Genomic DNA, 13,432 nt, shown 5'->3' with positions numbered 1-13,432 from the left:
GTATACTTTCACTAGCAGTCAAGAAAGAGATGTTTTTAAATTATATAAAATCTTGAGCAATTGTAACCAGTTGCAAGAAGTCTTCAGGAATTAAACTGACCCCACCAACTAATACACCACCCAGCTCGGGAATTGCAAAAATATCTTTTACATTATTTGGTTTAACTGATCCACCATATAATATAGGTGTTTTTTTACCATTTTCTCCGTATTGAGCAACAAGTTTTTCACGAATAAATAAAATCACTTCGGCAATATCTTCATTTTTGGCTGATACACCTGTGCCGATCGCCCATACGGGCTCGTATGCTACTAGACCGTTAAAATGTTCAGGCAACGATCCTTTGATTTGATTAGCAATGACATCTTTATACTGATTAGAGTCTCGTTCTTCTTTGGTTTCACCAATACAAACAATCGGTAATAATCCAGATTTATATGCAGCGACAGCTTTTTTATTAACGAGTTCATTGCTCTCTTTATGTTCAGCTCTGCGTTCAGAATGACCCAGTATCACATATTCTGCGCCAACATCTTTTAACATGGCAGCAGAAATATCCCCAGTATAAGCACCTTTTTCAGCGATATGACAATCCTGAGCACCTAATGCATAAGGAGTGTTCTTAACATGTTTGCGAATATGATAGAGTTGCGTAAAGGGAGGGCAGATAACTGTTGGCGCAAAATTTTGATTTTGTTCAGCATAAGTCAATAAAGCAGACACAATATGATCTGCTTCTTCTGATAAGCCATTCATTTTCCAATTGCCAATAATGATTGGTTTAGCCATATTAAATGCTCCCTAAATGAATAATTACTTTATATTGGATTATAAAGGTTCGATTTATAATCAAAAGATGTTATCATACAATATATTATTTTGGTATAATTCAAAAGCTATAACATTTTTTTTGCAGCTTAATCATATATAGGTTATTGCTACATAATTACAGAGTATTTAATTCGTCTTTAAATTATTTAGGTTACGTTACATGTTGTCTCGGTTAAGACATTTACTTATTGATTCATGGTTTGGGCGCGTCATCGTTGGCCTTATCTTTCTTGTATTTATCAGTTGGGGTGCCGAAACTATTATCGACACTTGGTCTCATCGAGATAACAATGTTGTGGCTTGGGTTAGTGATAAAACCATCACATTGCAACAATTAGATTCGGCAGCAAACATGCAACTGCAACAATATGCTGCACAACAAGGATTTTCTGATAAATCCCAAATTCCTAACGGCGTAAGAGCAAGATTGGTTAATCAAGCTTTGCAAAAATTGATTATCGAAGATAATTTAATTGTTACAGCAGAAAAATCAGGACTAGCTGTTTCCGATGAAGCACTGCGAAATCTAGTATTTTCTTTTCCCGCTTTTCAAAAAGATGGCAAATTTGATCGGGAGTTGTTTAATCAATATATCAGACAAACTAACCAGACCGAAGTCCAATTTCTGGAAATGTTGCGTAATCAACTAATCATATCTGGCCTGACAGTTCCTCTCGTTTCTGGAGCTTCAGCATCAGATATTATGGCTAAAAATATATTTGCCTTCAGCAACGAAACAAGACAACTAAATTATATCCAAGTGCCGTTCAATACTTATAAACCTGATGCTAATCCATCAGATGCAGTATTAAAAAGATACTATGAAAATCATTCGTCAGAATTTACTGTTCCTGAGTATAGAAAGATCAAATTAATTTTTATTTCACCTGAAACAGTCCAAAAAGGGGTGGAAATATCTGACCAACAGGTTTCACAATATTACAATTCTAGAAAAAAAGAATTCCAAAAACCAGAGTCAAAGAACCTTGAAATTGTAACAGTCAAAGATCAAAAAGCTGCTGAAAATATTGCAGCTTCATGGGGCAAAGAAACTTGGGAAAATATTCAAAAGCAAGCACAGCAAAATAGTGGTTTTGCAACCACAATACCTGAATTTACCCCCCAATCTTCTCCCTCAGTAGAGTTGGCTAATGCTGTACAAAAAGCTGCTGTAAATACAGTATCTACACCCGTTAAAACCCCTATGGGTTGGAGTGTTTTTAAGGTCACTGGGATTGTCCCGCCTCATGAAATTGCGTTGGACCAAGTCAAAGATCAACTCAAATCAGAGCTTGTGCAATCACAATCTAAACAAGATTTCCCCAATAACATCAAAAAAATTCAAGATGTATTAGCAGGCAGCCAAGGGCTTGATGAAGATCAATTGAGTAAATTAGGTGGCTTGGGCATCATTGCTGTTACAGGAACGTTAAATGAACAAGGCCTAACATTACAAGGAAATCCAGCTCCACTTCCTTCTGATGAAAAGGTTAAAAAAACAATGCTCGTTAATATTTTCTCAAAAGCAAAAAATGCTCCAGCATCTTTGATCCTAGGTGAGAGTAATATTTACTATGCGTTCGTTGTTGAAGATATTGTACCAGCGCACCAAGAAACATTTGATAAAGCCAAAGATTTAGTATTACATTCATGGCAGCAACAAAATATTAAAAGACAAGCGAATATTGCTGCAACAGCGGTCTTTAAACAAGCTCAAGATAATCATAAACCTATTCAAGATTTAGGAATTCAACAATTTCCAGTCAAAGTGAGTGAGTCTTTTTCACGCCTTAATCCATTGAAAACTCTACCACCAGAATTGCAATCTCAAGCATTTTCAATGCAGATTGGACAAACGACAATGGTAGAATCTCCCGACAGTTTTTATGTTGCGTCATTAAGTAATATTACAACACCAGCCCCCAAAGATGACTCTTCTGCTTATAAAAAGCTTAAAGATAATTTAATACAAGCTAATGGGGATGATATTTATTCAAGTTTTGTTATTTTCGTGAATAAACAAGGCAAAGTTGACGTTAATCAAAAAGCCGTTGATGCAATTGTTAAACAGGGTAATTATTAAAAAAGGACTATATTTCAGTGTCTTACGATGATTTTATTATAAATAAAAAACAGACAGTAATTTATACTGTAAAATCAGCTGATCTCATTACGCCTGTTTCTGCTTTTTTGCAATTATCTGCTATTGCAGGGGAAGATCCAAAGAATATTTTCTTGCTTGAGAGTGTACAAGGGGGCGTATCAAGAGCACGTTATTCTATCATTGGATTATTGCCTGACGTTATTTGGAAATGTAAGCAAGGGAAGGTGTCTATCAATACAGACCCATTGAATCATCCTGACCAATTTATAGCGCAAGATATTCATCCTATTCAATCCCTTCAACGCTTTATTGCAGACAGTCAACTGAATATTCCTGAAGATATTCCTCCTATGGTAGGAGGTATATTTGGTTATTTGGGGTATGATATGGTCAGACAAATGGAGCATTTACCGAACCCTCCAAAGAATGATTTGAATTTACCTGAAGGGATCATGATTAGACCCTCTATCTTTGCGATCTTTGACACCGTTCTTGATGAACTGACATTGGCAGTCCCATTAAGAGAAAAAACAGCTGAAGAACAAGAGCGGGCGAAAAAACTTCTTGAAAAAGCACAAGATGCACTAAACGAGCCTTTGCCTTCAGATAAAAAAATTAATAAAGCCTCCATTAAACAATCTGAGACACCTATTTCGACTTTTAACAAAGATGAGTTCAAACAAGCCATTGACAAAATTAAAGAATATATTTTTGAAGGGGATGCTTTCCAAGTTGTACCTAGCCAACGCTTTTCAATACCGTTTACATTACCGCCTATCGCTTTATATCGCTCCTTGAGAAAGATTAATCCGGCACCATTTCTATTTTGTTTACAATTGGAAAATTTTGCTTTGGTAGGATCATCGCCTGAAATCCTCGTTCGGCTTCGCGATGGAACAGTTACCGTTAGACCATTAGCGGGCACTCGTCCAAGAGGGAAAACTCCAGAAGAAGATTTGCAATTAGAACAAGATTTATTAGCCGATCAAAAAGAATTGGCCGAACATTTAATGCTTATTGATTTGGGTCGTAACGATGTTGGTCGAGTGAGTGAAATTGGTTCTGTAAAAGTAACAGAACAATTCGTTATTGAACGATTTAGTCACGTGATGCATATTTCCTCGAATGTCGAAGGAAAACTGAAAGAAAATCTGACTGCATTAGACGCTTTGATTGCTGGATTTCCTGCTGGCACTTTAACAGGAGCTCCGAAAATTAGAGCAATGGAAATCTTGGATGAAATTGAACATACACAACGCGCAACTTATGCGGGATGTATTGGATATTTTGGAGCTGATGGCAGTATGGATACTTGTATCGGTCTACGAACCGCCTTAATCAAAGATGATACGATGTATGTGCAGGCAGGCTGTGGTGTCGTTGCAGATAGTGACCCTGAAGCTGAGTATGAAGAAACAAGACATAAAGCCAGAGCTTTGTTCCGTGCCGCTGAAGATGCACATTTATTTGTTCCCAATATTGACCCCAAAGCAAATAAATCCAATATAGTAACAGAATGAATAATTTAACATGAAGATTTTATTGATTGGCAATGCCACATGATTTTATTTATCGATAATTATGATAGTTTTACCTATAATCTTGTCCAGTATTTTGGAGATTTAGGACATGAGTGTCAGGTTTATCGCAATGATGCGATTACTGTTAAAGAAGCCATTGCATTAAAACCAGAAGCGATTGTTATTTCACCTGGACCATGTAGCCCTTCAGAAGCAGGAATTTGTTGTGATTTAATTAAAGCAGCTGCACCAACTATTCCTATACTAGGCGTATGCCTTGGACATCAAGCGATTGGTCAGGCTTTTGGTGCAAAAGTTGTGAAAGAAAATCCCGCACATGGTAAAATATTCCCAATATTTCACACGGGTGAGGGTGTTTTTAAGGGGTTAAAAAATCCTTTGAGAGTGACCCGCTATCATTCTCTGGTGGTGCAAATGGATACATTACCAGATAGCTTTTTACCAACAGCATTTACAGAAGACCGTATTTTAATGGCTTTTCAACATAAAGAATTGCCGATACACGCTGTACAATTTCATCCTGAAAGTATTGCTTCCGAACAAGGACATGAACTTTTACAAAACTTTATAGATACTGCAAAAGAATGGAATAAAAAAAAAGCCTTAATTGAGAAAGAGGATTTACCTTTCTTATTTACACCGATTTTACAGAAATCTCTGCATGGAGAAAGTTTTTCTCTTCGTGAAACAACAGAGATTTTTGATGCTATTTTATCAGGCGCCGTTTCTGATACTCAGATTGCTGCGTTTTTGATGGCATTGCGCATGCGTGGGGTCACGATAGAAGAGCTTGAAGGTGCAGTAAGATCTATGCGGCACCAAATGTTGCCTATTATACCATCAGACCCATTGACCATGGATGTATGTGGAACAGGTGGAGATGGTCAAAGCACATTAAATATTTCCACAGCAGTCAGCTTTGTTCTGGCTGCTATGGGTATTTCAGTCGCAAAACATGGCAATCGTGCTCAATCTTCAAGATCAGGTGGAGTTGACGTCTTAGGAGCCTTAAATTTTAAGCCTCAAACAGATTTAACCATCCTAAAACAACATCTTGACGAATATAAGCTCTCTTTTCTGTCGGCTTTTGTGCATCACCCAGCGTTAAATAAAATAAACGTCGTTCGAAAAGAATTAGGTATTCGAACCATATTTAACCTGTTGGGTCCTTTATCAAACCCAGCAAATGTAAAATATCAAATGATTGGCGTTTACGATTCCAAATGGTTAACACCTTTCGCACAAGTTCTTCAAAATTTAGGATCTGAAAGGGCATGGGTTGTTCATGGTCTTCTGGACGAAAAAGAACAAGAACAAGGCGTAGATGAAATCACCTTAGCCGGACCTTCTAAAATAATGGCTTTGGAAGATAATAAAATTACTCCTGTAACTTTATCAACCCAAAGCATACAGGCTGCTGGTTTACAACTTGCACCTTTATCAGCTATTTCAGGGGGTTCACCAAAAGAAAATGCAGCTTCTATGCTTGCATTATTTAATGGTCAAAAGGGTGCTTATCGTGATACTGTATTGATTAATACGGCTATTGCACTACATATTGTAAAAGATTATTCTTTAATCAATTCACATGGAGAAATCGATCCAACTATCTTAAAAGGGTTAGTCTCCAAAGCGGCTGAAACGATTGATAATGGTGCTGCTTTATCGCTATTACATAAGATTCAGCAAAGAAATTCAATTTAAACATTAGTTATTATTATGAATGACATATCCAAATCCGATCCCGTTCTGAACGCAATTTTACAATCTGAAAGTGAGTTATCAGATGTTTTGGTTCAAATTTGCGCCAGGACAAGAGCAGAGACAGAGCAAAAAGCAAAAATTAAACCTTTAAAAGAAATTGCAGAAGAAGCTAAGTCTAAAAAAACACCAACACGTGGATTTGCCCGCGTATTAAAAGAAAAAATGGCAAAAGGACAAATGGGGCTGATCGCTGAATGTAAAAAAGCTTCTCCTTCAGCTGGTGTTATTCGTCAAGAATATGACCCAGCTATGATTGCTGTACAATATGAAAATGCAGGCGCAAGTTGTTTATCTGTATTAACAGAAACTGGTTATTTTTACGGTAATAACGAAGATTTGAAAATCGCCAGGGATGCCTGTTCTTTACCTGTTTTACGCAAAGATTTTATACTTGAACCATGGCAAGTCTATGAAAGCCGTGTCATTGATGCGGATTGTATTTTGTTAATTTTGGCTGCGTTAAAGGATCAAGAAGCAAGCGAATTAGTTGAGCTAGCAAAATGTCTTGAACTCGATGTTTTGGTTGAAGTTCATAATGAAGAAGAGTTAAACCGAGCATTAGCCTTGGATGTATGTTTGATTGGTATTAATAATCGAAATTTAAGAACGCTCCAAACTGATATAGCCGTGACTGAGGCTTTATCCCCATTAGTCCCACCTGATCGCATTATCGTTTCAGAAAGTGGTTTAAAAACTTTTGATGATATTCGCAGAGTTCAAGCCGTGGGTGCAAGTGCCGTATTGGTAGGGGAAAGTCTATTATCACAACAAAATGCAGGAGCAGCAGTAAGGAATTTGCTTGGTTTAGTCTAAATTGTTCTTTATATTATTTGTAAACTAGTTCCAAAAATAGTTTACAAGGAAGTTATACATGACGTTCAGACGAATTCTTGTGCAACATGAACGAAAACAATCGGCAACTCTTTTACCCAAACCAAGCTGGATAAAAGTTAAAGTAAGTCAATCATCTGTTTTTAATGAAACAGATGATTTAGTAAAAAAACATCAACTTAATACTGTTTGCACAGAAGCCGCATGTCCCAATATTGGTGAGTGTTGGACTAAACGTCATGCAACCATCATGATATTGGGCAGTATTTGTACCAGAGCTTGCGCGTTTTGCAACGTGGCGACAGGAAAGCCTCCTCCTGTCGATTTAGAGGAGCCAATTCGTACCGCCTTAATGGTAAAGAAGTTAAATCTTCGCCATGTTGTAATTACTTCTGTTGATAGAGACGACTTAAAAGATGGTGGCGCACAGCATTTTGCAAATGTGATTAACGAAATTAGAAAACTATCACCATCTATTACAATCGAAATTTTAACGCCAGATTTTTTAAGAAAAGAAGGGGCGTTAATAACAATTTCTTCTGCTCAGCCAGATGTATTTAATCACAATATGGAAACAGTTCCTAGATTATACCCGTCCATTCGTCCTGGTGCGCGGTATTTTCAATCATTGCGAATTCTATATGAAATGAAACAGTACCAACCAAATGTTTTCACAAAATCGGGGATGATGTTGGGATTAGGAGAAAGTAAAGAAGAAATTCTGCAAGTTATGGATGATTTACGTTGTGCACAGGTAGATTTTTTAACTCTGGGGCAATATTTACGTCCAACATTGAAACATGCAGAAGTAAAACAATATATTACTCCAGATGAATTTGAAGAATTTAGTCATATTGCGAAATCAAAAGGATTTTTGATGGTAAGCTCTTCGCCGTTAACACGTTCATCTTATCACGCTGATGAAGACTTTAAAATTTTACAAATCAAACGACAATCAACGCATTTATCAAATTAGAATTATTAAAAAAAGTTAAAGAAGAATTTATATGCCTACTCATGCTGAAAAACGTATTATAACTTATAGTCCTGAACAAATGTTTGATTTGGTAGCAGCAGTTGATTTATATCCCGAATTCCTACCTTGGTGTACAGGTGCCAGTATTCGTTATAAAGATAAAGGATTGTTATTAGCTGATCTAAAAGTAGGATTTGGTCCATTCAAAGAGGTATTCGGCAGTCGTGTGGATTTATTCAGAGAAGAAAATAAGATCGTTGTTACATATGATCGTGGACCATTAAAATATTTAAGCAATCAATGGCTGTTTTTACCAGATCCACAGGGATGTATGATTGATTTTTTTGTGGACTTTGAATTTAGATCCAAAATCATGCAAAAGGCGATGGGACTTGTTTTCAATGAAGCTGTACAAAAAATGGTGACTGCGTTTGTCAAAAGAGCTGATTTCTGTTATGCTGACAGTTACAAAAAGGCACAGTAATACATAAAAAATATATTTGGTAAATATTCAGCTACCTACTTGTAATTTTTTAGTGTTATAACTACATCTGTAACAATCGTTTTTTGTTCAACAATAGAATAAATTGGTATATATCATTTTATAATATTAATTTTTCTTAATATTAAGTAAGAGGTTAATTATGAATTCTAGTTTCAAACTATCCCTTTTTGCTGCAGCATTGGCATTTGCTGTTCCAAATATTGCAATGGCTGCGACAGCTCAGCATCAAGACGCTCATAAATACTACAAAGGGCATCGTCATAGCAAAAAAGTTACAAAACATAACCAAAAAAATGGTGCTAACCAACAAGCTATGCAAGGTGACCAAGAAACAGCTGATTTGAATGCACGTAGCTTACAAGCAGTCCAAACAGTAAATAACGGCGGTAATCCTAGTGCTGTTCAACAAGTTGTTCCAAATCCAGAAATGCAATTACCTTCAAGCGCAAGAGTGCCATTGTCAGGCAATCAAACTACAAGAACATTGAACGGCGACAGTTTGCAAGATGCAACACGTGTGAATAATGGCCGCGTTGTTGTTGCACCAGGCACAGGAAATACAGTTGCTCCTCCAGCAGCACCAGGTGCAGTAAATCCAAATAACATGCCTCCTGCACAATATTAATTGTTACTAAAACTATAATAAGAAAGGCCTCTTTATCTTAATGATGAAGAGGCCTTTTTATTTATCATTAGAACAAACATAACATTAATTTTATAGCCTGGATAATTGTCTTCAGCCTTATCTCATCTCTATTTCCAGAAAAATGGTATTGATGAGCAGTGGCTTGTTGTTTATCTTTCTGTAATGCTATCCATACAAGCCCAATATTACTGTTACCAGAAGGATCAGGTCCAGCAAAACCAGTAACCGCTACAGCGATATTGGCCATCGGAGCCTTTCGCAACGCTCCTATTACCATTTCAAGAGCGACTGGTTCACTGATTGCACCAAATTTTTCCAAACTTTCTTGTTTGACACCTAAAATAGCTGCTTTCATCTCGTTGGAATAGGTAACAAAGCCACCTTCTATATAAGCAGAAGATCCTGGTAAGTCTGTTAAATAACCGCTCATTAAACCCGCAGTGCAACTTTCTGCTGTGACTAATTTTAGGTTAGATTTTAGGCAGAAAAGTGCAAATTCAGAGCATAAAGAGGATAATTGATGCTTTAAATAATCATTATTCATAATGTTTATCCTCTTTATATTACATGTTATTACTGATTAATTTTGGTTTGATAAATAATGGTATTTTCGATCACTCTTTGCACGTAATTTCTTGTTTCAGTATAAGGAATTTGCTCTATCCAATCAATTAATTGATTTTGTGCATCAGGATTACTGGCGGGGTCACCATATTGAGCAATCCATTGTTTTACACGATTAGGCCCACCATTATATCCAGCAACAGCATAAGGAATGACATTATTAAAACGAACTAGTAACTTTTCTAGATAAGCAGTTCCTAATTTAATATTATTGTCTGGCACGACTAAATTACCGGGTGCCCCCATTTTGGCTGGTAAACCGATTTGCACTGCAACTTCTCTGGCCGTTGAAGGCAATAGTTGCATTAAACCATATGCATTCGATAGGCTGACGATAACAGGATTAAAACTGCTCTCTTGTCTCATCACACCCAGCTCTAATCCTGACGGCAGGCTTGAGGCTGGAATAGTATAGGGACGAGGCCAGCCATCTTTTAATAGAACAACACCTTTGGCTCCTGAATAACGTGCTATTGTTACGGCATCATCGGCTAAACCCATTTGATTAGAGATGCGGGCATTCATAGCTTGTTCTACCGTTGAAGAACTTATTTTGTTTTGCGCGAGCATAAATGGCCGTGCGTGAGCCAAATCATTTTGTTCAACTAATATCTGAGCAGCTTTAATTAATTCATTGTTTTTAAAAGAGTTTAACTCTGACGAAGACCATGAAGGCTCTTTTATAGTTGATAGATATTTGGTAATCGCGTTAGAGATCAAGGACGGATTTAAAATCACACTTTCATTATGAATATTTTCAAGCTCTGCAATCGCCATCTGGCCATAAAAAGTGGTTGGATATTGCGCTGCTTGCTGCCAAGTTTGCTTTGCTGAGGATGCATTATTCATATCTTGATAAGCACGACCCAACCAATAGTAACCTCGACTGGTTGTAATAACAGAACTTGCCTGTGTTAACTTCTTGAAATAACCAACTGATTCTGAAGCTTTATTTAATTTTCTTAACGCGATCCAGCCTGCTAAAAACGTTGAATCATACTCACAGCTATTATTATTACATGCCTCAACGGATGCCAGAGCATAGGCGGTTTTATTATCACCATTATCCAGCAAAGAGTGAATTAAACTATTTCTCTCAATCCAAAAACGCTTCTGATCGGAATTACGTTCAACTTGTAACCCTACATCTTGCCATAATTTTGCAGCTTCATCATTTCGATTTTGAGTTCTTAACCAACGCAATCGCGCATAAACTAAACCAGGGCTTTTTAATTCGGAAGCGCTTAAGGTAGATATCAGGTTTTCGGCTGTGGGTTGTTGTCTACGTAAAGACAATATGGCTGAGGCGATTTTTTGTTCGGATGGTTGTAAATACTGTATTTGTTGCGATGCTGCGGATAAAAGACCTCGAGATTCAAGCATATTAAATCTTTCCCATTGGTCTTGGGCTGTAAAATGACTTGAAAAAACAGACGCTACAGTTTGTGCATCAGTCGTTTTAGTAATGGTATGTGTCCAAGCATATTTTGCTTGTTGAATAAGGTGACTGCTTATTTTCGATTGTTGAGCACAAAAACTCAGCGCATCTGCGGTCGTAATGGACTGATTTTGACAAATTTGATCTATAATATTTTTATCTGTTTCTGTCAGTAATGCTTGTTGCATTCTTTTTGAAAAGATTGATTGGTTCGGCCAGGTTGGGTTTTTACTCATAAATTGAGCATAAGTTTCGACATCTCCACCATTAGGTTGCAAAAGTTGTAAGTATAAATCAACCTTTTCTTGCACCGTTGCATCTACAGCCAAACCAAGACCAGCAGTTCCACTTTTAACTGAAAATGCTTGTGGGATTTTAGAATATAAAGAAGGAGTGTCCTGAGGTTGTGTCGCAGGTTGAGATTTAACAGGATCACTGCTGCTGCATCCAACCATAGCAATTGAAAATACGCTCAAAACAGTGGTAAAATTAAAAAAAGACTTTAATGTTGAAATGTTCATTTAGAAAATCAGCCTAGATGGAAATGAATAACGATCGTAAATGCTTCGTGCCACAAATGATGATATGACCTGTAGGTTGTCCAGATTATACTATTTTAAAATCATGGTTAAAATAAGTATAGGAAAGATTGTTAAATTTTATCCCATAAATATTTATTGATTGAAATATAAATTTCTGGATGAAAGCTATAAAAATTGTGATATAACCTTTTTTTAAGCTATCGACATAGAAAGGAACGACGGGGATGATACCGCGTTATAGCCGCCCTATAATGACTGCGATTTGGGCACCTGAAAATCGTTATCGTATTTGGTTTGAAATCGAAGCACTAGCCTGTGAAGCCATGGCTAAATATGACTTTATCCCTAAAGAATCAGCAAAAAACATTCGTGAAAATGGCGATAAAGCCATGGCTAAGTTTAATGCTGACGATGTTGCTGAGATTGACGCAATTGAAGCAAAAGTACGTCATGATGTTATTGCATTTTTAACATGGCTTGCTGAAAATATTGGCGAAGATAGTCGTTTTGTCCATATGGGCATGACTTCATCTGACGTGTTAGATACATGTCTATCTGTTCAATTAACACAAGCTGCCGATATTTTATTAGAAGGCTTGGATAGAGTGTTAGAAGCATTAAAAAATCGTGCTTTCGAACATAAATATACGTTAACCATTGGACGTAGCCACGCTATTCATGCAGAGCCTGTGACTTTTGGTTTGAAATTGGCTGGATATTACGCAGAATTTGCTCGCAATAAAGCTCGTTTATTACAAGCTCGTCAAGAAATTGCGACTTGTGCTATTTCTGGTGCTGTCGGAACTTACGCTCACATTGACCCAAGAATTGAAACTTATGTTGCCGAGAAACTTGGTCTAAGCCCAGAACCTGTATCAACCCAAGTTATTCCTCGTGATCGTCATGCAGCTTTCTTTGCGACATTAGGCGTCATCGCCAGTTCTATTGAACGTCTAGCAATCGAAATCAGACATCTTCAACGCTCTGAAGTTCGTGAAGCAGAAGAATATTTCCATCCCGATCAAAAGGGATCTTCTGCAATGCCACATAAACGCAATCCAGTATTGACAGAAAATTTAACAGGCTTGGCTCGTATTGTCCGCTCACACGTTGTTCCTGCGATGGAGAATGTTGCTTTATGGCATGAACGCGATATTAGTCATTCTTCTGTAGAACGAATGATTTGTCCTGATGGCACGATCACGCTTGATTTCGCATTAAACAGATTAGCCAGCGTTATTGAAAAAATGGTTGTTTATCCAGAACGTATGCAAGAAAATATTGAAAGCCTTGGTGGCGTTGTTCATTCTGGTGAGGTTTTGTTGGCACTTGCCCGTGCTGGATTATCAAGAGAACAATCTTATCGTATCGTGCAACGTTCTGCGATGGAAACTTGGACAAAACTGGGTAAACCTGAAGGTAAAAGCTTTAGAGAGAACTTAGAAAACGATCCAGAAATTATGGGTCGTATAGATTCTTCGATCTTAGACAAAGCTATGGACGGCAGTATGCATGTTCAAAACCTGGATCACATTTATCAAAATGTATTTGGTGAAACAGGTCCTGGTTCGAAGAATTAATTATCTTTGATAAAATAGCTTGTAAATCAAGCTATTCTGTCAATATGAT

General features: G+C 37.1%; 11 protein-coding genes and 1 pseudogene. 9 read left to right on the top strand and 3 right to left on the bottom strand.

Annotated features, from left to right (window positions below):
• Window positions 1-40 precede the first annotated feature (40 nt).
• Complete coding sequence (gene tpiA / locus PQG52_RS04045; RefSeq protein WP_271828032.1) at window positions 41-790, bottom strand: triose-phosphate isomerase; 750 nt, start codon at window positions 788-790, stop codon at window positions 41-43.
• 202 nt (window positions 791-992) lie between these two features.
• On the opposite strand from tpiA, the gene PQG52_RS04040 reads away from it, so the two are divergent.
• From PQG52_RS04040 to PQG52_RS04005, 8 genes and pseudogenes are all read left to right on the top strand, one after another.
• On the top strand, window positions 993-2,915 hold the full coding sequence (locus PQG52_RS04040) for a peptidylprolyl isomerase (protein WP_271828031.1): 1,923 nt from the start codon (window positions 993-995) through the stop codon (window positions 2,913-2,915).
• Between the two features lie 17 nt (window positions 2,916-2,932).
• On the top strand, window positions 2,933-4,456 hold the full coding sequence (trpE, locus tag PQG52_RS04035) for an anthranilate synthase component I (protein WP_271828030.1): 1,524 nt from the start codon (window positions 2,933-2,935) through the stop codon (window positions 4,454-4,456).
• 39 nt (window positions 4,457-4,495) lie between these two features.
• Window positions 4,496-5,077: pseudogene (locus PQG52_RS04030) on the top strand (anthranilate synthase component II); the annotation flags it as partial.
• A gap of 6 nt (window positions 5,078-5,083) precedes the next feature.
• On the top strand, window positions 5,084-6,181 hold the full coding sequence (gene trpD / locus PQG52_RS04025; RefSeq protein ID WP_408869537.1) for an anthranilate phosphoribosyltransferase: 1,098 nt from the start codon (window positions 5,084-5,086) through the stop codon (window positions 6,179-6,181).
• Window positions 6,182-6,196: 15 nt separating this feature from the next.
• Complete coding sequence (gene trpC, locus PQG52_RS04020; protein WP_271788740.1) at window positions 6,197-7,054, top strand: indole-3-glycerol phosphate synthase TrpC; 858 nt, start codon at window positions 6,197-6,199, stop codon at window positions 7,052-7,054.
• Window positions 7,055-7,112: 58 nt separating this feature from the next.
• The gene (gene lipA, locus PQG52_RS04015; RefSeq protein ID WP_271828028.1) at window positions 7,113-8,048 is read left to right on the top strand and encodes a lipoyl synthase; all 936 of its coding nucleotides are present in this window, start codon (window positions 7,113-7,115) and stop codon (window positions 8,046-8,048) included.
• 31 nt (window positions 8,049-8,079) lie between these two features.
• Window positions 8,080-8,532 carry a type II toxin-antitoxin system RatA family toxin gene (locus PQG52_RS04010; protein ID WP_271788742.1) on the top strand — a complete coding sequence of 151 codons (453 nt, stop codon included), beginning with the start codon at window positions 8,080-8,082 and terminating at the stop codon, window positions 8,530-8,532.
• A 160-nt stretch (window positions 8,533-8,692) separates the two neighbouring features.
• On the top strand, window positions 8,693-9,178 hold the full coding sequence (locus PQG52_RS04005) for a hypothetical protein (protein ID WP_271828026.1): 486 nt from the start codon (window positions 8,693-8,695) through the stop codon (window positions 9,176-9,178).
• A gap of 67 nt (window positions 9,179-9,245) precedes the next feature.
• On the opposite strand, the gene PQG52_RS04000 is transcribed toward PQG52_RS04005, so the two are convergent.
• Both PQG52_RS04000 and PQG52_RS03995 read right to left on the bottom strand, forming a co-directional pair.
• Window positions 9,246-9,743, bottom strand: coding sequence for a CinA family protein (locus PQG52_RS04000; RefSeq protein WP_271828024.1), 498 nt, complete (start codon window positions 9,741-9,743; stop codon window positions 9,246-9,248).
• 29 nt (window positions 9,744-9,772) lie between these two features.
• Window positions 9,773-11,782 carry a lytic transglycosylase domain-containing protein gene (locus tag PQG52_RS03995; RefSeq protein ID WP_271828023.1) on the bottom strand — a complete coding sequence of 670 codons (2,010 nt, stop codon included), beginning with the start codon at window positions 11,780-11,782 and terminating at the stop codon, window positions 9,773-9,775.
• Window positions 11,783-12,027: 245 nt separating this feature from the next.
• Here PQG52_RS03995 and purB point away from each other — a divergent pair, with 245 nt between their 5' ends.
• Window positions 12,028-13,383 (top strand): adenylosuccinate lyase, encoded by a 1,356-nt coding sequence (purB, locus tag PQG52_RS03990; RefSeq protein ID WP_271828022.1) that lies wholly within the window; start codon window positions 12,028-12,030, stop codon window positions 13,381-13,383.
• Window positions 13,384-13,432 lie beyond the last annotated feature (49 nt).

The sequence above is a fragment of the Commensalibacter communis genome, assembly GCF_947179105.1.
In the GTDB taxonomy this organism is placed as follows: domain Bacteria; phylum Pseudomonadota; class Alphaproteobacteria; order Acetobacterales; family Acetobacteraceae; genus Commensalibacter; species Commensalibacter communis.
Note: the sequence above shows the minus strand (reverse complement) of the source record. Positions and strands in the feature narration are given on the sequence as shown.